This is a genomic window from Lysobacter soli (assembly GCF_003382285.1).
Classification (GTDB): domain Bacteria; phylum Pseudomonadota; class Gammaproteobacteria; order Xanthomonadales; family Xanthomonadaceae; genus Lysobacter_J; species Lysobacter_J soli.
This window is the reverse complement of the sequence record NZ_QTJR01000013.1, coordinates 42,960-64,762: the sequence shown is the minus strand read 5'-3', so window position 1 is coordinate 64,762 and position 21,803 is coordinate 42,960. Positions and strand designations below refer to the sequence as shown.

Sequence of the window (21,803 nt, the reverse complement as noted above, 5' to 3'; positions counted from 1 at the left end):
AATGTCCGAACATACCCTCAAGGCCACTGGCCGCAAGGTTGAAGGGAAGGGTGCGAGCCGCCGCCTTCGCCACGCCGCCAGCATCCCGGCCATCGTCTACGGCGGCAAGTCCGAGCCGAAGGCGATCCAGCTCGACCACGAGAAGATCTGGCTGGCCCAGCAGAACGAGTGGTTCTACTCGTCGATCCTGAACCTCGACATCGACGGCACCACCGAAGCCGTGCTCCTGCGCGACATCCAGCGCCATCCGTTCAAGCAGATCATCATGCACCTGGACTTCCAGCGCGTTGATCTGAACGCCGCGCTGAAGGCGTCGGTGCCGCTGCACTTCATCGGCCAGGAAGGTTCGCCGGCCGGCAAGTCGGCCGACGTGGTCATCACGCACGAGCTCAACGAAGTCACCGTCAGCTGCCTGCCGCGCGACCTGCCGGAGTTCATCGAGATCGACCTGTCGAACCTGAAGGTCGGCGACATCGTCCACCTGTCGGACGTCAAGCTGCCGAAGGGTGTCGAGCTGCCGGAACTGAAGCTGGGCAAGGAACACGACGTCGCCGTCGTGATCGCCAAGCACGGTCGCGTCGAGGCGGAAGAGACCGCCGAGGCTCCGTCGGCCGAAGTGCCGGCGACCAAGGCCGCCAAGAAGGACGAGAAGTAATCGCGTCCCGACGACCTGCCCGCGCGAGCGGGCAGGTTGCGGCGTGACTTCACGATGGACGGTTTGCGCCTCATCGTCGGCCTGGGAAATCCCGGTGCCGAACATCTCCGGACCCGGCACAACGCCGGGTTCTGGTTTGTGGACGCCCTCGCGTTGCGCCAGGGTGTCCGCTTCGGGCTCGAATCCAAGCTGTTCGGCGAGACGGCGAAGATCGACGTCGCCGGTCGCCCGATCTGGCTGTTGAAGCCCGCCACCTTCATGAACCTTTCTGGCAAGTCGGTCGCCGCCGCGCTGCGGTACTGGAAGATCGAGCCGGAACAGATGCTGGTCGTCCACGACGAACTGGACCTCGCGCCCGGTACCGCGCGCCTGAAGTTCGACGGCGGCCACGGCGGCCAGAACGGCCTGCGCGACATCACCAAGCTGCTCGGACACGGCAAGTACCACCGCCTGCGCATCGGCATCGGTCATCCGGGCCACAAGGACCGCGTGACGTCGTGGGTGCTGGGCAAGCCGGGCGCTGACGACGAAGCCTCCATCCTGCGCGCCATCAGCGACGCCGACGACGTGCTTCCGCTCGCCGTTTCCGGCGACTTCAACGAAGCCATGAAGCGCCTGCACACCAGCCGATGATCCGCGATTGGTGATTGTCGATTCGCAGCCGGTGCCGCGAGTCGCCAATCACGAATCCCGAATCACGGAATACCGCCATGGGCATCAAATGCGGCATCGTCGGCCTGCCGAACGTCGGCAAGTCGACCCTCTTCAACGCCCTGACCAAGGCCGGCATCGCCGCGGCCAACTTCCCGTTCTGCACGATCGAGCCGAACGTCGGCGTCGTGCCGGTGCCGGATCCGCGCCTCAATGCGCTGTCGGAGATCGTCAAGCCGCAGAAGGTCATTCCGACCGCGGTGGAGTTCGTCGACATCGCCGGCCTCGTCGCCGGTGCGGCGAGCGGTGAAGGCCTGGGCAACAAGTTCCTCGCGCACATTCGCGAAGTCGATGCGATCACGCATGTCGTGCGCTGTTTCGAAAACGACGACGTCATTCACGTCAGCAACCGCATCGATCCGATTTCCGACATCGACACCATCGATACCGAGCTTGCGCTCGCCGACCTGGAGTCGGTGGAGAAGGCGCTGCAGCGCGCCGAGCGTTCGGCCAAGACCGGCGACAAGGACGCGAAGCTCCGCGTGGAAGTGCTGGGTCGCGTCCGCGCCGGCCTCGACGACGGCAAGCCCGCGCGCGCGCTGGGTCTCTCGGACGACGACAAGCTCGTGCTGCGCGATCTTTTCCTGCTGACGCTCAAGCCGGTGATGTACGTCGCCAACGTGCTCGAGGACGGCTTCGAGAACAACCCGCATCTGGACGCCGTGCGCGCCCGCGCAGTGACCGAGGGCGCCGAAGTGGTGCCGGTGTGCGCGGCGATCGAGGAAGAGCTGAGCCAGCTCGACGACGCCGACCGCGATGCGTTCCTCACCGACCTCGGCCTGGACGAGCCGGGACTGAATCGGGTGATCCGCGCCGCCTACAAGCTGCTGGGCCTGCAGACGTACTTCACCGCCGGCGTGAAGGAAGTCCGCGCCTGGACCGTGAAGGCCGGTTCGACCGCGCCGCAGGCCGCTGCGGTGATCCATACCGATTTCGAGAAGGGCTTCATCCGCGCCGAAACCATCGCCTACGACGATTTCATCAAGTACAAGGGCGAATCCGGCGCGCGCGATGCTGGCCGCCTGCGCCTGGAAGGCAAGGAATACCGCGTACAGGAAGGCGACGTGCTGCATTTCCGCTTCAACGTGTAAGCCGCCTGTCCGCCTTCCATCGGCGGGCGAGGGCGGTGCGGGAAACGGCGCAGGACGCCCCGCGTGAAAATTGATGTGTGAAACGCGTTGACAACCTCGCCGGCCAGTCCCAAAATTGCGGGCTCTTTGGAGGGATACCCAAGCGGCCAACGGGGGCAGACTGTAAATCTGCTGGCTTACGCCTTCGGTGGTTCGAATCCACCTCCCTCCACCAGTTCCAACCCGGTCGCAAGGTCTGGTGGATGCAACACCCGGTGACTTACCACCACCGGTGCAGTACCCAAGCAGGTTTGTCCGGCGCGGGAGTAGTTCAATGGTAGAACCTCAGCCTTCCAAGCTGATGGTGCGGGTTCGATTCCCGTCTCCCGCTCCATTGATGCCGCGACAGACAGACTGCTGGAACAACTTGCTCACGTAGCTCAGTCGGTAGAGCACCTCCTTGGTAAGGAGGAGGTCGAAGGTTCGATTCCTTTCGTGAGCACCATCTTTTCCGTATCACCCGTATACCGTCCTAAAGCGAGAGTCGACTGTCATGGCCAAGGGTAAGTTTGAGCGCACCAAGCCGCACGTGAACGTGGGCACGATCGGTCACGTCGACCACGGCAAGACCACGCTGACGGCGGCACTGACGAAGGTGGGTGCGGAGCGTTTCGGCGGCGAGTTCAAGGCGTACGACGCGATCGACGCGGCGCCGGAAGAGAAGGCGCGCGGCATCACGATCTCGACGGCGCACGTCGAGTACGAAAGCCCGACGCGTCACTACGCGCACGTGGACTGCCCGGGCCACGCCGACTACGTGAAGAACATGATCACGGGTGCGGCGCAGATGGACGGCGCGATCCTGGTGTGCTCGGCCGCTGACGGCCCGATGCCGCAGACGCGCGAGCACATCCTGCTGTCGCGCCAGGTCGGCGTGCCGTACATCGTCGTGTTCCTGAACAAGGCCGACATGGTGGACGACGCCGAGCTGCTGGAGCTCGTCGAGATGGAAGTGCGCGAGCTGCTGAGCAAGTACGAGTTCCCGGGCGACGACACCCCGATCATCCACGGTTCGGCCCGTCTGGCGCTGGAAGGCGATCAGTCGGAGATCGGCGTGCCGGCGATCCTGAAGCTGGTGGAAGCGCTGGACACGTTCATCCCGGAACCGCAGCGTGACGTCGACAAGCCGTTCCTGATGCCGGTGGAAGACGTGTTCTCGATCTCCGGCCGCGGCACCGTGGTGACCGGTCGTATCGAGCGCGGCATCATCAAGGTCGGCGACGAAATCGAAATCGTCGGCATCCGTCCGACGCAGAAGACGACGGTCACCGGCGTCGAGATGTTCCGCAAGCTGCTCGACCAGGGTCAGGCGGGCGACAACGCCGGTCTGCTGCTGCGCGGCACCAAGCGTGACGACGTCGAGCGCGGCCAGGTGCTGGCCAAGCCGGGTTCGATCACGCCGCACACCACGTTCGAAGCCGAGGTGTACGTGCTGTCGAAGGACGAAGGCGGCCGTCACACGCCGTTCTTCAAGGGCTACCGCCCGCAGTTCTACTTCCGCACCACCGACATCACCGGTGCGGTCGAGCTGCCGGAAGGCGTCGAGATGGTCATGCCGGGCGACAACATCAAGATGGTCGTCACGCTGATCAACCCGGTCGCGATGGACGAAGGCCTGCGCTTCGCGATCCGCGAAGGCGGCCGCACCGTCGGCGCCGGCGTCGTGGCGAAGATCCTGAAGTAATAAAACCGGCCCCGTGCGCCTCAGGCGCGCGGGGCACTCCCGCTTCAGCGGGATCCGACGACCCGGACGCGCCCTGCGGCCGGGCGACGCCGGAAAGGCAGCAGGGCGGACTTCGGTCCGCCTTTGCCGTCTGAGAAAGCCCTACACTAGTTCCATACGCCAGTAGCTCAATTGGCAGAGCAGCGGTCTCCAAAACCGCAGGTTGGGGGTTCGAGTCCCTCCTGGCGTGCCACCCATGCGGGTCCTCCGCAGAAGTCCGGTCAGACGTGGTCGGTCTTTACCCACAACAGACGCGGCTTGGCTGCCGCGCGATGGATCGGATGAACAGCAAGGTCGAACAACCCGGATCCGCCTCCGCCGGCGATATCGTCAAGTACGCACTCGCAGTGCTGCTCGTCGCCGCTGGCGTTGCCGCGTACATCTATTTCGACCAGTGGGCGGGCCCGCTCCGCGCGCTGGCCGTTGCTGCCGGCCTGGTCCTCGCCGCCGTCGTGTTCCTGACCAGCGGCAAGGGTCTGCAGACCCGCGAGTTCCTCTCCGAGTCGCGCTTCGAGCTGCGCAAGGTGGTCTGGCCGACGCGCCAGGAAGCCATGCGCACGACGTGGGTGGTGATCATTGCCGTGGCAGTGCTCAGCCTGATCCTCGCCGCCATGGACCTGTTCATCCAGTTCCTGGTCAAGTTGATTCTGGGGCAGTAAGCAAATGACCGAAGTGCACAAGCGCTGGTACGTAGTCCACGCCTATTCGGGCTTCGAGAAGTCCGTGGCCCAGACGCTGCGCGACCGCATCGTCCGTGACGGCATGCAGGACAAGTTCGGCGAAGTGCTCGTCCCGACCGAGGAAGTGGTCGAGATGCGCTCCGGCCAGAAGCGCCGCTCCGAGCGCAAGTTCTTCCCGGGCTACGTCCTGGTCCAGATCGCTACCCATGACGAAGCGGGTATCCCGCGCATGGACAACGAGAGCTGGCACCTGGTGAAGGAAACCCCGAAGGTGATGGGCTTCATCGGCGGCACCGCCGATCGCCCGCTCCCGATCGCCGACCGTGAGGCCGATGCCATCCTGCAGCGTGTTCAGGAAGGTGTGGAGAAGCCGAAGCCGAAGGTCCTGTTCGAGCCGGGCGAGATGGTCCGCGTCATCGACGGCCCGTTCAACGACTTCAACGGCGTGGTCGAGGAAATCAACTACGAGAAGAGCCGCCTGCGCGTCGCAGTGCTGATCTTCGGCCGCTCGACCCCGGTCGAGCTGGAATTCGGCCAGGTCGAAAAGGCCTAAAACCCTGCTATACTTGCTGGCTCGCTGCCTTGGGCGCGGGCCGGAACGCCGGCCGCCTTGGGGCGGCCGTTGCCGTGTCAGCGGCATATCCAGATCCAACGTGATGTCGGGACACGTGATTTTCCCGGCGCGATGGGGAGCCTGACGTCCAGGCGCTTGCACCCGGAGAGAGAGCAATGGCTAAGAAAGTAGTTGGTTACATTAAGCTGCAGGTGAAGGCCGGTCAGGCCAACCCCTCGCCGCCGGTCGGCCCGGCCCTGGGTCAGCGTGGCCTGAACATCATGGAGTTCTGCAAGGCCTTCAACGCCGCGACCTCCAAGCTTGAGCCGGGTCTTCCGACCCCGGTCATCATTACCGCGTACTCCGACCGTACGTTCACCTTCGTCACCAAGTCGACCCCGGCTTCGGTGCTGCTGAAGAAGGCCGTGGGCATCACCTCCGGCTCCAAGCGCCCGAACACCGAGAAGGTGGGCAAGGTCACCCGCGCCCAGCTGGAAGCCATCGCCAAGCAGAAGGAAGCCGACCTGACGGCGGCTGACCTGGATGCGGCGGTGAAGACGATTGCGGGTTCGGCCCGCAGCATGGGTCTGGTGGTGGAGGGTTAAGACATGGCAATGACCAAGCGCGAAAAGGCCATCAAGGCCGCCGTCGTTCCGGGCAAGGCGTACGCCTTCGACGAAGCGATCAAGATCATCAAGTCCGCCACCAAGGCTAAGTTCGTCGAATCCGTCGACGTGGCCGTGCGCTTGGGCGTGGACGCGAAGAAGTCCGACCAGCAGGTCCGCGGTTCGACCGTGCTGCCGGCCGGTACCGGCAAGTCCGTGCGCGTGGCGGTGTTCGCCCCCGCGGGTGCGAAGGCTGACGAAGCCCTGGCTGCTGGCGCCGAAGCCGTCGGTATGGACGACCTGGCCGAGAAGATGATGGCCGGCGACCTGAACTACGACGTCGTCATCGCCACGCCGGACGCCATGCGCGTCGTCGGCAAGCTTGGCCAGGTGCTCGGCCCGCGCGGCCTGATGCCGAACCCGAAGGTCGGTACCGTCTCGCCGAACCCGGCCGAAGCGGTCAAGAACGCCAAGGGCGGCCAGGTGCGTTACCGCACCGACAAGGCCGGCATCATCCACTGCACCATCGGCAAGGCCTCGTTCGAAGACGCCTCGCTGAAGGACAACCTGCACGCCCTGCTGCTCGACCTGATCAAGGCCAAGCCGGCGACTGCGAAGGGTCAGTACCTGCAGAAGATCTCGATCAGCTCGACCATGGGTCCCGGCGTGACTGTGGACCAGGCTTCGCTGACGCTGAAGTGATGTAGCGACGTCCTCGCGCCTCGCGCGAGGACGTCCGATGAATCAAACGTCCCCGATCCGCGCGTCGAATCGACGGACGAAACTTTTGAGGGCGTCGCAAGGACTCGGGTCCGCGCGGCAGCCGTCAAAGACCGCAGGTGCGGTCAGCGCCTACCGGCGACGGGCACGGATGCTCGACATGGCAGGGAATCGCCGTCGGTGGAAGCGGGGCTGCTTAATCCGGACCTTTCCGGGTCGGCCTGCGTAGATGGTGCCTTCTGGAAATCTTTCTGGATTGGCCACCACCGGGATGCTTCGACATCCCCGGCGCCAGGGATCCGGTGCCGCCCAGGACCGCAAGCGGCTGGAGCCGTGAGCGGAGTTCATTTGGAGGAGTGCAATGGCTCTCAATCTGTCCCAGAAGCAAGAAGTAGTCGCCGAACTGGCGGAAGTCGCTTCGAAGGCGCACTCCTTGGTCGCTGCCGAGTACGCAGGCACCACGGTCAGTCAGATGACCGCGATGCGCAAGAAGGCTCGCGAAACCGGTGTGTTCTTGAAGGTTGCAAAGAACACGCTGGCTGCGCGCGCCGTCGAAGGTACCGACTTCGAGTGCACGAAGGATGCACTGGTCGGTCCGCTGCTGTATGCGTTCTCGTCGGAAGACCCCGGTGCTGCCGGGCGTCTGATCAAGGAATTCGCCAAGACCAACGACAAGCTGCAGGCGAAGGTCGTTTCCATCGACGGCAAGCTCTTTCCGGGCGAGCACGTCGAGTTCCTCGCTGCCCTGCCGACCCGCGAACAGGCCCTGGCCATGCTGGCCCGCGTCCTGGCCGAGCCGGTTACCATGTTTGGCCGTGCCGTCAAGGCCGTGGCCGACAAGCAGGGTGGTGGCGAAGAAGCAACTGCCGAGGCCGCAGCCGAGCCGGCATAAGCCGCTCGTCGATGCGACTGAACCGATTCGTACGTTCAAATATTTCCAGAGGTTAACAACATGTCCCTTACCAACGAACAGATCGTCGACGCCGTTGCCGGCATGACCATCAGCCAGGTCATGGACCTGGTCAAGGCGATCGAAGACAAGTTCGGCGTCTCCGCCGCTGCCCCGGTCATGATGGCCGCTGGCCCGGCCGCTGCCGGCCCGGCCGTCGAAGAGCAGACCGAGTTCAACGTCATCCTGAAGGATGCCGGTGCGAAGAAGGTCGACGTCATCAAGGCCGTCCGCGCCATCACGGGCCTGGGCCTGAAGGAAGCGAAGGACCTGACCGAAGCCGGCGGCGTCGTGAAGGAAGGCGCTTCGAAGGAAGAAGCCGACAAGTTCAAGAAGGAACTCGAGGCCGCTGGCGCGACCGTCGAGCTGAAGTAAGCAGTACCCGCGTCGCCAGCTCTTGACCGAGAGCGCAGTACCGGCGACCACCTGAAGGCTGGGGACGAAAGTCCCCGGCCTTTGGCCGTTCCAGAGGGAATGCGGAATTTCGCGCTCCCCGCAACAAAGAAAAACCCAACCGAGTTGGTAGTTGGAAGCAGCACTAGAGGGCGTGCGGGTGCCGGCAATACCCGCGGCTTCCAACTGACAGTTCATTCCCCTGAGGGGTCGAGTTTCGAGACAAACGGAAACGCCGCAAGCGCAGCACGTCAGTCCGACCGGAATGACATCGCCCGCAAGCCCCGCGAATCCGCCCTCGATCCGATTCTTCGATCCAGAGAAAACCGAGGCGGCAGCTCATCATGACCACGGCTTCCACGACGAATTATTCGTTCACCGAAAAGAAGCGCATCCGCAAGGACTTCGGCAAGCGCAAGTCGATCCTTGAAGTGCCCTTCCTGCTGGCCATCCAGGTCGATTCCTACCGCGAGTTCCTGCAGGAACACACCGATCCGGCCAAGCGTGCCGATCGCGGCCTCCATGCCGCGCTGAAGTCGGTGTTCCCGATCGTCAGCTACAGCGGCAACGCTGCGCTGGAGTATGTCGGCTACAAGCTCGGCGAACCCCCGTTCGACGAGCGCGAGTGCCGCAACCGCGGCCTCTCCTACGGCGCGCCGCTGCGCGTGACCGTGCGCCTGGTGATCTACGACCGCGAGTCGTCGACCAAGGCCATCAAGTACGTGAAGGAGCAGGAGGTCTACATGGGCGAGATCCCGCTCATGACCGAGAACGGCACCTTCATCGTCAACGGCACCGAGCGCGTCATCGTCTCGCAGTTGCACCGCTCGCCGGGCGTGTTCTTCGATCACGACCGTGGCAAGACGCACAGCTCGGGCAAGCTGCTGTACAGCGCCCGCATCATTCCCTACCGCGGTTCGTGGCTGGACTTCGAGTTCGACCCGAAGGACGCGCTGTTCACCCGTATCGACCGTCGCCGCAAGTTGCCGGTGACCGTGCTGCTGCGTGCGCTCGGTTACAACAACGAGGAAATGCTGCGCGAGTTCTTCGAGGTCAACACGTTCCACATCGATCCGAACGAAGGCGTGCAGCTGGAGCTCGTGCCGGAGCGCCTGCGTGGCGAAACGCTGAACTTCGACCTCGCCGACGGCGAGAAGGTCATCGTCGAAGCCGGCCGCCGCATCACCGCTCGCCACGTCAAGCAGCTTGAGCAGGCCGGCGTGGCCGCGCTCGCCGTGCCGGACGAATACCTGGTCGGCCGCATCCTGTCGCATGACGTCGTCGACACGAAGTCCGGCGAACTGCTGGCCACGGCCAATGACGAGATCTCCGAAGACCATCTGGTCGCCTTCCGCAAGGCGGGCATCGAAACTGTCGGCACGTTGTGGGTGAACGACCTCGATCGCGGTGCGTACCTCTCGCACACGCTGCGCATCGACGCGACCAAGACGCAGCTGGAAGCGCTGGTCGAGATCTACCGCATGATGCGTCCGGGCGAGCCGCCGACCAAGGACGCCGCTCAGAACCTGTTCCACAACCTGTTCTTCACCTTCGAGCGCTACGACCTGTCGGCCGTGGGCCGCATGAAGTTCAACCGTCGCCTCGGCCGCAAGGAAACCGAGGGCGCGTCGGTGCTGTACGACGCCAAATACTTCGCCGAGCGCAAGGACGAAGAGTCGGTGCGCCTGCGTGGCGAGTGCGGCAACACGTCGGACATCCTCGACGTCATCCGCGTGCTGACCGAGATCCGCAACGGTCGCGGCACCGTCGACGACATCGACCACTTGGGCAACCGTCGCGTGCGTTCGGTCGGCGAAATGGCCGAGAACGTGTTCCGGGTCGGCCTGGTCCGCGTCGAGCGCGCCGTGAAGGAGCGCCTGTCGATGGCCGAGTCCGAAGGCCTGACGCCGCAGGAACTCATCAACGCCAAGCCGGTGGCCGCCGCGATCAAGGAGTTCTTCGGCTCCTCGCAGCTGTCGCAGTTCATGGACCAGAACAACCCGCTGTCGGAAGTCACGCACAAGCGTCGCGTGTCGGCCCTCGGCCCGGGCGGCCTGACCCGCGAGCGCGCCGGCTTCGAAGTGCGCGACGTGCACCCGACCCATTACGGCCGCGTCTGCACCATCGAGACGCCGGAAGGCCCGAACATCGGCCTGATCAACTCGCTGGCCGTGTTCGCACGCACCAACAAGTACGGCTTCCTCGAGACGCCGTACCGCAAGGTCGTGGACGGTCGCGTGACCGACGACGTCGAGTACCTGTCGGCGATCGAAGAGAACGAGTACGTCATCGCGCAGGCCAACGCGCCGCAGGACGAGAAGGGCACGATCACCGCCCAGTTCGTCGCGTGCCGTTACCAGGGCGAGTCGATGCTGCGTCCGCCGAACGAGATCCACTTCATGGACGTCTCGCCGATGCAGACCGTGTCGGTCGCGGCGGCGCTGGTTCCGTTCCTGGAGCACGACGACGCCAACCGCGCACTGATGGGCGCGAACATGCAGCGCCAGGCCGTGCCGACGCTGCGTGCGCAGAAGCCGCTGGTCGGCACCGGCATCGAGCGCGCCGTGGCGCGCGACTCGGGCGTGACGGTGAACGCGCGTCGCGGTGGCGTGATCGAGCAGATCGACGCGGGCCGCATTGTGGTGAAGGTGAACGAGTCGGAGATCGTCGGTGAGACCGACGCCGGCGTCGACATCTACACGCTGATCAAGTACACGCGTTCGAACCAGAACACCTGCATCAACCAGCGTCCGCTGGTCAACGTGGGCGATGTGGTCGCGCGCGGCGACGTGCTGGCCGACGGTCCGTCGACGGACATTGGCGAGCTCGCGCTCGGCCAGAACATGCTGGTCGCGTTCATGCCGTGGAACGGCTACAACTTCGAAGACTCGATCCTGCTCTCCGAGCGCGTGGTCGAGCAGGATCGTTACACCACGATCCACATCGAAGAGCTGACCTGCGTCGCGCGCGATACCAAGCTGGGTCCGGAGGAAATCTCCGCCGACATCCCGAACGTCTCCGAGCAGGCGCTGAACCGCCTCGACGAGTCGGGCGTGGTGTACATCGGCGCCGAAGTGCGTGCGGGCGACATCCTCGTCGGCAAGGTCACGCCGAAGGGCGAGAGCCAGCTGACGCCGGAAGAAAAGCTGCTCCGCGCGATCTTCGGCGAGAAGGCGTCCGACGTTAAGGACAGCTCGCTGCGCGTGCCGCCGGGCATGGACGGCACCGTCATCGACGTGCAGGTCTTCACCCGCGACGGCATCGAGAAGGACAAGCGCGCCCGCCAGATCGAGGAATCGGAAATCCGTCGCGTCAAGAAGGACTTCGACGACCAGTTCCGCATCCTCGAAGCGGCGATCTACGATCGCCTGAAGTCGCAGCTCGTCGGCCGCATCGCCAACGGCGGCGGTGGCCTGAAGAAGGGCGACACCGTCACCTCGCTGGTGCTCGATGGCCTGTCGCGCAAGGACTGGTTCACGCTGCGCATGAAGGACGACGAAGCCGTCGAGGCGATCGAGCGCGCGCAAAAGCAGATCGAAGTGCACAAGGCGGAGTTCGAGAAGCGCTTCGCCGACAAGCGCGGCAAGATCACGCAGGGCGACGACCTCGCTCCGGGCGTGCTGAAGATGGTGAAGGTGTTCCTCGCGGTGAAGCGCCGCATCCAGCCTGGCGACAAGATGGCCGGCCGTCACGGCAACAAGGGTGTCGTGTCGACCATCGTGCCGGTGCAGGACATGCCGTACGCGGCCGACGGCCAGACCGTCGACATCGTCCTGAACCCGCTGGGCGTGCCGTCGCGTATGAACATCGGCCAGATCCTCGAAGTGCATCTGGGCTGGGCCGCCAAGGGCCTGGGCCAGAAGATCCAGCGCATGCTGGAAGCACAGCAGGCGATCGGCGAGCTGCGCAAGTTCCTCAACGACATCTACAACCACGACAACTCGGTGGTGGGTGAGCGCGTCGACCTGACGCAGTTCACCGACGAGGAACTGCTGCGTCTGGCGAAGAACCTCACCGACGGCGTGCCGATGGCGACGCCGGTGTTCGACGGTGCGGCCGAGTCGGAGATCAAGCGCATGCTGGAACTGGCGGATCTTCCGTCCAGCGGCCAGACCGAACTGTTCGACGGTCGCACCGGCGAAGCGTTCGAGCGCAAGGTCACCGTCGGCTACATGCACATGCTGAAGCTGAACCACCTGGTCGACGACAAGATGCACGCGCGTTCGACCGGTCCGTACTCGCTCGTCACCCAGCAGCCGCTGGGCGGCAAGGCGCAGTTCGGCGGCCAGCGTTTCGGCGAAATGGAAGTCTGGGCGCTGGAAGCCTACGGCGCGGCCTACACCCTGCAGGAAATGCTGACGGTGAAGTCCGACGACGTGCAGGGCCGCAACCAGATGTACAAGAACATCGTCGACGGCGAGTACGAGATGGTGGCCGGCATGCCGGAATCCTTCAACGTCCTGGTGAAGGAAATCCGCTCGCTCGCGATCAACATGGAGCTGGAAGAAAACTGATCGGCTGGCGGGAAGCGCCGCGGAACGCGCGCTTCCCGCTGCATTGATTAAGCGATCTACAGCCCATCGACGAATTCCTCCGATTGGAGAAAGACATGAAAGATTTGCTCAACCTCTTCAACCAGCAGCGCACGGCGATCGACTTCGACGCCATCAAGATCGCGCTGGCTTCGCCGGACCTGATCCGTTCGTGGTCCTACGGCGAAGTGAAGAAGCCGGAAACCATCAACTACCGCACCTTCAAGCCCGAGCGCGACGGCCTGTTCTGCGCCGCGATCTTCGGTCCGATCAAGGACTACGAGTGCCTGTGCGGCAAGTACAAGCGCATGAAGCACCGCGGTGTGGTGTGCGAGAAGTGTGGCACGGAAGTGACGCTGGCCAAGGTGCGCCGTGAGCGCATGGGTCACATCGACCTGGCTTCGCCGGTCGCGCACATCTGGTTCCTGAAGTCGCTTCCGTCCCGCATCGGCCTGATGCTGGACATGACGCTGCGCGACATCGAACGCATCCTGTACTTCGAAGCCTACGTGGTGACGGAGCCGGGCCTGACCGCGCTCGAGCGCGGCACGCTGCTCACCGAAGAGCAGTTCCTGCAGGCGCGCCAGGAGCACGGCGATGACTTCGAGGCCGCGATGGGCGCCGAAGCCGTCTACGAGCTGCTGCGCACGATCGACCTGCAGTCGGAAATGGTCACGCTGAAGGAAGAGATCGCCGCGACCAACAGCGAAACCAAGCTCAAGCGCCTCACCAAGCGCATCAAGCTGGTCGAAGCCTTCCTCGAATCCGGCAACCGTCCGGAGTGGATGGTCATGACCGTGCTGCCGGTGCTGCCGCCGGACCTGCGCCCGCTGGTTCCGCTGGACGGCGGCCGCTTCGCGACCTCCGACCTGAACGACCTGTACCGCCGCGTCATCAACCGCAACAACCGCCTGCGTCGCCTGCTCGAACTCAACGCGCCCGACATCATCGTGCGCAACGAGAAGCGCATGCTGCAGGAATCGGTCGACGCGCTGATGGACAACGGCCGTCGCGGCCGTGCCATCACCGGCACCAACAAGCGCCCGCTCAAGTCGCTCGCCGACATGATCAAGGGCAAGCAGGGTCGCTTCCGCCAGAACCTGCTCGGCAAGCGCGTGGACTACTCGGGCCGTTCGGTCATCGTGGTTGGTCCGACCCTGCGCCTGCACGAGTGCGGCCTGCCGAAGAAGATGGCGCTGGAGCTCTTCAAGCCCTTCATCTTCGCCAAGCTGCAGCGCCGTGGCCTGGCCACGACGATCAAGGCCGCCAAGAAGCTCGTCGAGCGCGAAGAGGCCGAGGTGTGGGACATCCTCGAAGAGGTGATCCGCGAGCATCCGGTCCTGCTGAACCGCGCGCCGACGCTGCACCGCCTGGGCATCCAGGCGTTCGAGCCGGTGCTGATCGAAGGCAAGGCGATCCAGCTGCATCCGCTGGTCTGCACCGCGTTCAACGCCGACTTCGACGGTGACCAGATGGCCGTCCACGTGCCGCTCTCGCTGGAAGCCCAGCTGGAAGCGCGTGCGCTGATGATGGCGTCGAACAACATCCTGTCGCCGGCGAACGGCGAGCCGATCATCGTGCCGTCGCAGGACGTCGTGCTCGGCCTGTACTACATGACCCGCGCCCTGGAGAACAAGGCGGGCGAGGGCATGGCGTTCGCGAACGTCGCCGAAGTGAAGCGCGCCTACGACAACCGCGTCGTGCAGTTGCACGCCAAGTGCAAGGTGCGCATCACCGAGACGGTGAAGAACGAGGACGGCACCACCGAGCAGAAGACCTCGATCGTCGACACGACCGTGGGTCGCGCCCTGCTGCGTGAAATCCTGCCGGAAGGCCTGCCGTTCGCACTGGCCAACGTCGAGCTGACCAAGAAGAACATCAGCCGCCTGATCAACTCGTGCTACCGCATGCTCGGCCTGAAGGACACGGTCGTGTTCGCCGACAAGCTGATGTACACCGGCTTCGGCTACGCAACGCGCGCCGGCGTGTCGATCGGCATCGACGACATGCTCATCCCGGTCGAGAAGAAGGGCATCCTGGACGAGGCCGAAGCCGAAGTCCTGGAAATCCAGGAGCAGTACCAGTCGGGCCTGGTCACCGCCGGCGAGCGCTACAACAAGGTCGTCGACATCTGGTCGCGCACGAACGAGCGCGTGGCCAAGGCGATGATGGACGCGATCGGCACCGAGAAGGTGCAGAACGCGAAGGGCGAGACCATCGACCAGAAGTCGATGAACTCGATCTACATCATGGCCGACTCCGGCGCGCGTGGTTCGCAGGCGCAGATCCGTCAGCTGGCCGGTATGCGCGGCCTGATGGCCAAGCCGGACGGCTCGATCATCGAGACGCCGATCACCGCGAACTTCCGCGAAGGCCTGAACGTTCTCCAGTACTTCATCTCGACCCACGGTGCCCGTAAGGGTCTGGCCGATACCGCGCTGAAGACGGCGAACTCGGGTTACCTGACCCGTCGCCTCGTCGACGTGGCGCAGGACGTGGTGATCACCGAAACCGATTGCGGCACGTTCGAAGGTCTGACGATGACCCCGATCGTCGAAGGCGGCGACGTGGTCGAACCGCTGCGCGACCGCGTGCTGGGTCGCGTCGTGGCCGAGGACGTGTTCCTGCCGGGCAACGACGACGAGCCGATTGTCACGCGCAACACCCTGCTCGACGAAGCCTGGGTGCAGAAGCTCGAGGACGCGAGCGTCCAGTCGATCAAGGTGCGCTCGACGATCACCTGCTCCAGCTCGTTCGGCGTGTGCGCGCACTGCTACGGTCGCGATCTGGGTCGTGGTCACCTGGTCAACCACGGCGAAGCGGTCGGCGTCGTCGCCGCGCAGTCGATCGGCGAGCCGGGTACGCAGCTGACGATGCGTACGTTCCACATCGGTGGTGCGGCGTCGCGTGCGGCGGCCATCGACAACGTCACGGTCAAGACCACCGGTACGATCAAGTTCAACAACCTCAAGCACGTCGAGCACGCCACGGGCAACCTGGTGGCGGTCTCGCGTTCGGGCGAACTGTCGGTGCTCGACGGCCACGGCCGCGAGCGCGAGCGCTACAAGCTGCCGTACGGTGCGACCGTCAACGTGAAGGACGGCGCGGACATCAAGGCTGGCCAGACGGTCGCCAACTGGGATCCGCATAACCACCCGATCGTCTCGGAAGTGGCGGGCTTCGTGCGCTTCATCGACTTCGTCGACGGCGTCACCGTCATCGAGAAGACCGACGAACTGACCGGCCTGGCCTCGCGCGAGATCACCGATCCGAAGCGTCGTGGCTCGCAGGGCAAGGACCTGCGTCCGATCGTCCGCATCGTCGACAAGAACGGCAAGGACCTGTCCATCCCGGGTACCGACCTGCCGGCGCAGTACCTGCTGCCGCCGCGCTCGATCGTCAACCTGCAGGACGGCGCGCCGGTGGGCGTGGGCGACGTGGTCGCAAAGATCCCGCAGGAAGCGTCGAAGACCCGCGACATCACGGGCGGTCTGCCGCGCGTGGCCGACCTCTTCGAAGCCCGCAAGCCGAAGGATCCGGCCGTGCTGGCCGAGCGTTCGGGCATCGTGTCGTTCGGCAAGGACACCAAGGGCAAGCAGCGCCTGATCATCAAGGACACCGACGGCAACGAGCACGAAGAGCTCATTCCGAAGTACCGCCAGATCATCGTGTTCGAAGGCGAGCACGTGGAGAAGGGCGAGACCGTGGTGGACGGCGAGCCGAGCCCGCAGGACATCCTGCGCCTGCTGGGTGTCGAGCCGCTGGCCGTGTACCTGACGAAGGAAATCCAGGACGTCTACCGCCTGCAGGGCGTGAAGATCAACGACAAGCACATCGAGGTGATCGTTCGCCAGATGCTGCGCAAGGTCGAGATCACCGACCAGGGCGACAGCAAGTTCCTCAACGGCGAGCAGATCGAGCGTCAGCGCCTCATCGAGGAGAACGCACGCCTGGCCGCCCGCGGCGAGATCGTGGCTGGCTTCGAACCCGTCCTGCTGGGCATCACCAAGGCCTCGCTGGCGACCGAGTCGTTCATCTCGGCGGCTTCCTTCCAGGAAACCACCCGCGTGCTGACCGAGGCCGCCGTGCGCGGTACCCGCGACGGCCTCCGTGGCCTGAAGGAGAACGTGATCGTGGGTCGCCTGATCCCGGCCGGTACGGGTCTGGCATACCACACCCAGCGCCGTCGCGGCGCCACGGGCCTGACGGAGTCGGAACTGGAGGCCCTTGCCACCCCGGTGACGACCGCCGCCGAGCCTGCGGCCGAAACGGCCGACGTGCAGGGCGAGGAGTCGAGCGCTTCCTAAGGAGTGCATGCCGGGCGGGTTCCCACCCGCCCGGTTTGCCGGTACAATTCCGGCGCTTTCGCGGACCCTCGTGGTCCGCCCAGATCACGAAATGAGGTCGCAACGGATGCGCCTCGTGTTCGGCCCAGGAAGGGCGGGATCGCAGTGAAGCCCATGCGTTGTGCCGCCATAGCGGCCGGGCAGGGCATCCGGTTTAGTCCGCGTTGACGGTAACGTCAAGCGCGGGCTATACTTTTTCGTCTCGGTATGCCGGGTTGTTCCGGCGTGCCGTTTGTGTTTTTCCACGGGCCGTACGGCCTTCCTCAAAGAGTTCCAGATGGCGACGATCAATCAGCTGGTCCGCAAGCCGCGGCAGGCGACCACCTACAAGAGCGCCTCGCCGGCGCTCGCGAACTGCCCGCAGCGTCGTGGCGTTTGCACCCGCGTGTACACCACCACCCCGAAGAAGCCGAACTCGGCGCTGCGCAAGGTGGCCAAGGTTCGCCTCACCAACGGTTACGAGGTCATCTCGTACATCGGCGGCGAAGGCCACAACCTGCAGGAGCACTCGGTCGTGCTGATCCGCGGCGGCCGCGTCAAGGACCTGCCGGGTGTGCGTTACCACACCGTGCGCGGTTCGCTCGATGCCGCCGGCGTGACCAAGCGTCGCCAGAGCCGCTCCAAGTACGGCGCCAAGCGTCCGAAGTCCTAATCCGGTCGGTCGCTACAACGGCCCTTCGTACAAGAATCACAGAATAGGTACGCACCATGTCGCGTAAAGGTTCCACCCCCCAGCGTTCGGTCCTGCCGGACCCCAAGCACGGCAGCGAGACCATCGCCCGTTTCATCAACATGGTCATGCAGAGCGGCAAGAAGTCGGTCGCCGAGAAGATCGTCTACGGCGCGATGGATGTCATCGGCGAGAAGAACCCGAACGCCCTCGAGCTCGTCGAGAAGGCGCTCGGCAATGTGTCTCCGGCCGTGGAAGTGAAGTCGCGTCGCGTCGGCGGCGCCACCTACCAGGTGCCGGTCGAAGTGCGCTCCTCGCGCCGCATGGCGCTCGCGATGCGCTGGCTGATCGAGTCGGCCCGCAAGCGCGGTGAAAACACCATGCCGCGCAAGCTCGCGGCGGAACTGCTGGACGCCTCGGAAAACCGCGGCGGCGCCATCAAGAAGCGCGAAGAAACCCACCGCATGGCGGAAGCGAACAAGGCGTTCGCTCACTACCGCTGGTGATCTGAGCGAGGCGACCCCATATCGGGGTCGCCGGCCCCGGCAGCCTACTGAGCTGCCGCGGCGGCAAAAGAGCCGCCATGCGAACCGGACGCCGGCCCAGTGCCGGCATCTGGCCATCTGGAATTCCAAAATTTACGAGAGGGTCCCGTGGCTCGCACCACTCCCATCGAGCGTTACCGCAACTTCGGCATCATGGCCCACATCGATGCCGGCAAGACCACCACGTCCGAACGCATCCTGTTCTACACCGGTGTCAGCCACAAGATCGGCGAAGTGCACGAAGGTGCCGCGACGATGGACTGGATGGAGCAGGAGCAGGAGCGCGGCATCACGATCACGTCGGCCGCGACGACCGCGTTCTGGAAGGGCATGGACAAGTCCCTGCCGGAGCACCGCTTCAACATCATCGATACCCCCGGACACGTGGACTTCACCATCGAAGTCGAGCGTTCGCTGCGCGTGCTCGACGGCGCGGTGTTCGTGCTGTGCGCCGTCGGTGGCGTGCAGCCGCAGTCCGAGACCGTTTGGCGCCAGGCCAACAAGTACTCGGTGCCGCGCATGGCGTTCGTCAACAAGATGGACCGCACCGGTGCCAACTTCGACAAGGTCGTTGAGCAGCTGAAGGCCCGTCTGGGCGCGTACGCCGTGCCGATGCAGGTGCCGATCGGCGCCGAAGACGGCTTCGAAGGCGTGATCGACCTGCTCAAGATGAAGGCCATCCATTGGGATGTCGCCTCGCAGGGCACGAAGTTCGAGTACCGCGACATTCCGGCCGAGCTCCAGGCGAAGTCCGAGGCTGCGCGCAGCTTCATGGTCGAAGCCGCTGCCGAAGCGAACGAAGCGCTGATGGACAAGTACCTGTCCGAAGGCGAGCTGACGGAGGCCGAGATCATCGCCGGCCTGCGCGAGCGCACCCTGCGCGTTGAAATCGTGCCGGTGTTCTGCGGCTCGGCGTTCAAGAACAAGGGCGTGCAGGCCATGCTCGACGGCGTGATCAACCTGCTGCCGTCGCCGGCCGATCGTCCGCCGGTCCAGGGCATCGACGAGAACGAGAAGGAAGACAGCCGCAAGGCGTCGGATTCCGAGCCGTTCTCCGCGCTCGCGTTCAAGATCATGACCGACCCGTTCGTCGGTGCGCTGACGTTCTTCCGCGTCTATTCGGGCGTGCTGAACTCGGGCGACCAGGTGTTCAACCCGGTCAAGTCGAAGAAGGAACGCATCGGCCGCATCCTGCAGATGCACGCCAACCAGCGCGACGAAATCAAGGAAGTCCGCGCGGGCGACATCGCCGCGGCCGTGGGCCTGAAGGACGTGACGACCGGCGACACGCTGTGCTCGGGCGATCACATCATCACCCTTGAGCGCATGACGTTCCCGGAGCCCGTCATCTCGATGGCGGTCGAGCCGAAGACGAAGTCGGACCAGGAAAAGATGGGCATGGCCCTGTCGCGTCTCGCGCAGGAAGATCCCTCGTTCCGCGTCCGTACCGACGAGGAATCGGGTCAGACCATCATCGCCGGCATGGGCGAGCTGCACCTGGACATCATCGTCGACCGCATGCGTCGCGAGTTCAACGTGGAAGCGAACGTCGGCAAGCCGCAGGTGGCCTACCGCGAAACGATCCGCAAGTCGGACGTCAAGTCGGACTACAAGCACGCCAAGCAGTCGGGTGGTAAGGGTCAGTACGGTCACGTCGTGATCGAGCTGTCGCCGATGACCGAGGCCGATCGCGCCAATCCGGACGTCGAGAACGATTTCCTGTTCGTCAACGACATCACCGGTGGCGTGATCCCGAAGGAATTCATCCCGGCGGTCGAGAAGGGCCTGCGCGAAACCATCACCAGCGGTCCGCTGGCTGGCTTCCCGGTCGTGAACGTCAAGGTCAAGCTCGTCTTCGGTTCGTACCACGACGTCGACTCGTCCGAAATGGCGTTCAAGCTCGCTTCGTCGATGGCCTTCAAGGAAGGCTTCCGCAAGGCCGATCCGGTCCTGCTGGAGCCGATGATGAAGGTCGAGATCGTGACGCCGGAAGACTATGTCGGCGACGTCATGGGCGACGTGAGCCGTCGTCGTGGCCTGCTGTCCGGCCAGGACGACAGCCCGTCGGGCAAGGTCATCAACGCGATGGTGCCGCTGGGCGAAATGTTCGGCTACGCCACCTCGCTGCGTTCGATGTCGCAGGGCCGCGCCACGTTCACGATGGAATTCGACCACTACGCCGAAGCCCCCACCAACATCGCCGACGCGGTGATGAAGAAGGGCGGCTGATAGCCGGATCCCGGATGCCGGCCCCCGCCGGCATCCGTTACGCCAGATCAACTAGCAACAACTTTTTAAAGAGAGATAGCCATGGCCAAGGGTAAGTTTGAGCGCACCAAGCCGCACGTGAACGTGGGCACGATCGGTCACGTCGACCACGGCAAGACCACGCTGACGGCGGCACTGACGAAGGTGGGTGCGGAGCGTTTCGGCGGCGAGTTCAAGGCGTACGACGCGATCGACGCGGCGCCGGAAGAGAAGGCGCGCGGCATCACGATCTCGACGGCGCACGTCGAGTACGAAAGCCCGACGCGTCACTACGCGCACGTGGACTGCCCGGGCCACGCCGACTACGTGAAGAACATGATCACGGGTGCGGCGCAGATGGACGGCGCGATCCTGGTGTGCTCGGCCGCTGACGGCCCGATGCCGCAGACGCGCGAGCACATCCTGCTGTCGCGCCAGGTCGGCGTGCCGTACATCGTCGTGTTCCTGAACAAGGCCGACATGGTGGACGACGCCGAGCTGCTGGAGCTCGTCGAGATGGAAGTGCGCGAGCTGCTGAGCAAGTACGAGTTCCCGGGCGACGACACCCCGATCATCCACGGTTCGGCCCGTCTGGCGCTGGAAGGCGATCAGTCGGAGATCGGCGTGCCGGCGATCCTGAAGCTGGTGGAAGCGCTGGACACGTTCATCCCGGAACCGCAGCGTGACGTCGACAAGCCGTTCCTGATGCCGGTGGAAGACGTGTTCTCGATCTCCGGCCGCGGCACCGTGGTGACCGGTCGTATCGAGCGCGGCATCATCAAGGTCGGCGACGAAATCGAAATCGTCGGCATCCGTCCGACGCAGAAGACGACGGTCACCGGCGTCGAGATGTTCCGCAAGCTGCTCGACCAGGGTCAGGCGGGCGACAACGCCGGTCTGCTGCTGCGCGGCACCAAGCGTGACGACGTCGAGCGCGGCCAGGTGCTGGCCAAGCCGGGTTCGATCACGCCGCACACCACGTTCGAAGCCGAGGTGTACGTGCTGTCGAAGGACGAAGGCGGCCGTCACACGCCGTTCTTCAAGGGCTACCGCCCGCAGTTCTACTTCCGCACCACCGACATCACCGGTGCGGTCGAGCTGCCGGAAGGCGTCGAGATGGTCATGCCGGGCGACAACATCAAGATGGTCGTCACGCTGATCAACCCGGTCGCGATGGACGAAGGCCTGCGCTTCGCGATCCGCGAAGGCGGCCGCACCGTCGGCGCCGGCGTCGTGGCGAAGATCCTGAAGTAATGAACGAAGCCCGGCGCCTCGCGCGCCGGGCTTTAGTCTTGTCGGACCCCGTGCTTGCACAGGCTGTGGATATCCGGTTAGAATGCACGA

16 protein-coding genes and 4 tRNA genes are annotated in these 21,803 nt (G+C 64.6%); all 20 read left to right on the top strand.

Features of this window, described 5'->3' with window-relative positions; all coding sequences use genetic code 11:
- Nucleotide 1 precedes the first annotated feature (1 nt).
- The 20 genes from DX912_RS15505 to tuf (DX912_RS15410) all read left to right on the top strand — a co-directional run bounded on the left by DX912_RS15505 (nucleotide 2) and on the right by tuf (DX912_RS15410) (nucleotide 21,713).
- Nucleotides 2-655: a 50S ribosomal protein L25/general stress protein Ctc gene (locus tag DX912_RS15505; RefSeq protein ID WP_115843903.1), complete on the top strand. Its 654-nt coding sequence runs from the start codon at nucleotides 2-4 to the stop codon at nucleotides 653-655.
- A 54-nt stretch (nucleotides 656-709) separates the two neighbouring features.
- On the top strand, nucleotides 710-1,288 hold the full coding sequence (pth, locus tag DX912_RS15500) for an aminoacyl-tRNA hydrolase (RefSeq protein ID WP_115843901.1): 579 nt from the start codon (nucleotides 710-712) through the stop codon (nucleotides 1,286-1,288).
- A 77-nt stretch (nucleotides 1,289-1,365) separates the two neighbouring features.
- The gene (ychF, locus tag DX912_RS15495; protein ID WP_115843899.1) at nucleotides 1,366-2,457 is read left to right on the top strand and encodes a redox-regulated ATPase YchF; all 1,092 of its coding nucleotides are present in this window, start codon (nucleotides 1,366-1,368) and stop codon (nucleotides 2,455-2,457) included.
- 128 nt (nucleotides 2,458-2,585) lie between these two features.
- Nucleotides 2,586-2,671, top strand: a tRNA-Tyr gene (locus DX912_RS15490).
- 85 nt (nucleotides 2,672-2,756) lie between these two features.
- Nucleotides 2,757-2,830 (top strand) — tRNA-Gly (locus tag DX912_RS15485).
- Between the two features lie 35 nt (nucleotides 2,831-2,865).
- A tRNA-Thr gene (locus tag DX912_RS15480) sits at nucleotides 2,866-2,941 on the top strand.
- Between the two features lie 48 nt (nucleotides 2,942-2,989).
- A complete protein-coding gene (gene tuf, locus DX912_RS15475; protein WP_115843879.1) occupies nucleotides 2,990-4,180 on the top strand; it encodes an elongation factor Tu in 1,191 nt (396 codons plus the stop codon).
- A 156-nt stretch (nucleotides 4,181-4,336) separates the two neighbouring features.
- Nucleotides 4,337-4,412: transfer RNA gene (locus DX912_RS15470), tRNA-Trp, on the top strand.
- A gap of 88 nt (nucleotides 4,413-4,500) precedes the next feature.
- Nucleotides 4,501-4,878 carry a preprotein translocase subunit SecE gene (secE, locus tag DX912_RS15465; protein ID WP_115843981.1) on the top strand — a complete coding sequence of 126 codons (378 nt, stop codon included), beginning with the start codon at nucleotides 4,501-4,503 and terminating at the stop codon, nucleotides 4,876-4,878.
- Between the two features lie 4 nt (nucleotides 4,879-4,882).
- The gene (nusG, locus tag DX912_RS15460) at nucleotides 4,883-5,452 is read left to right on the top strand and encodes a transcription termination/antitermination protein NusG (protein WP_115843897.1); all 570 of its coding nucleotides are present in this window, start codon (nucleotides 4,883-4,885) and stop codon (nucleotides 5,450-5,452) included.
- A 176-nt stretch (nucleotides 5,453-5,628) separates the two neighbouring features.
- Nucleotides 5,629-6,057 carry a 50S ribosomal protein L11 gene (gene rplK, locus DX912_RS15455; protein WP_115843895.1) on the top strand — a complete coding sequence of 143 codons (429 nt, stop codon included), beginning with the start codon at nucleotides 5,629-5,631 and terminating at the stop codon, nucleotides 6,055-6,057.
- A 3-nt stretch (nucleotides 6,058-6,060) separates the two neighbouring features.
- Nucleotides 6,061-6,759 (top strand): 50S ribosomal protein L1, encoded by a 699-nt coding sequence (rplA, locus tag DX912_RS15450; RefSeq protein ID WP_115843893.1) that lies wholly within the window; start codon nucleotides 6,061-6,063, stop codon nucleotides 6,757-6,759.
- A 379-nt stretch (nucleotides 6,760-7,138) separates the two neighbouring features.
- Complete coding sequence (gene rplJ, locus DX912_RS15445) at nucleotides 7,139-7,669, top strand: 50S ribosomal protein L10 (protein ID WP_115843891.1); 531 nt, start codon at nucleotides 7,139-7,141, stop codon at nucleotides 7,667-7,669.
- 60 nt (nucleotides 7,670-7,729) lie between these two features.
- Nucleotides 7,730-8,101, top strand: coding sequence for a 50S ribosomal protein L7/L12 (gene rplL / locus DX912_RS15440; protein ID WP_115843889.1), 372 nt, complete (start codon nucleotides 7,730-7,732; stop codon nucleotides 8,099-8,101).
- Between the two features lie 362 nt (nucleotides 8,102-8,463).
- Nucleotides 8,464-12,633, top strand: a complete 4,170-nt coding sequence (gene rpoB, locus DX912_RS15435) for a DNA-directed RNA polymerase subunit beta (protein WP_115843887.1) — start codon at nucleotides 8,464-8,466, stop codon at nucleotides 12,631-12,633.
- A gap of 95 nt (nucleotides 12,634-12,728) precedes the next feature.
- Nucleotides 12,729-16,958 (top strand): DNA-directed RNA polymerase subunit beta', encoded by a 4,230-nt coding sequence (rpoC, locus tag DX912_RS15430; RefSeq protein ID WP_115843885.1) that lies wholly within the window; start codon nucleotides 12,729-12,731, stop codon nucleotides 16,956-16,958.
- 316 nt (nucleotides 16,959-17,274) lie between these two features.
- Nucleotides 17,275-17,649: a 30S ribosomal protein S12 gene (gene rpsL / locus DX912_RS15425; RefSeq protein WP_115843883.1), complete on the top strand. Its 375-nt coding sequence runs from the start codon at nucleotides 17,275-17,277 to the stop codon at nucleotides 17,647-17,649.
- Between the two features lie 56 nt (nucleotides 17,650-17,705).
- Entirely contained in the window at nucleotides 17,706-18,173 is a 468-nt protein-coding gene (gene rpsG, locus DX912_RS15420) for a 30S ribosomal protein S7 (protein WP_055902462.1), read from the top strand.
- A gap of 147 nt (nucleotides 18,174-18,320) precedes the next feature.
- Nucleotides 18,321-20,441 carry an elongation factor G gene (fusA, locus tag DX912_RS15415; protein WP_115843881.1) on the top strand — a complete coding sequence of 707 codons (2,121 nt, stop codon included), beginning with the start codon at nucleotides 18,321-18,323 and terminating at the stop codon, nucleotides 20,439-20,441.
- 81 nt (nucleotides 20,442-20,522) lie between these two features.
- On the top strand, nucleotides 20,523-21,713 hold the full coding sequence (tuf, locus tag DX912_RS15410; protein ID WP_115843879.1) for an elongation factor Tu: 1,191 nt from the start codon (nucleotides 20,523-20,525) through the stop codon (nucleotides 21,711-21,713).
- Nucleotides 21,714-21,803 lie beyond the last annotated feature (90 nt).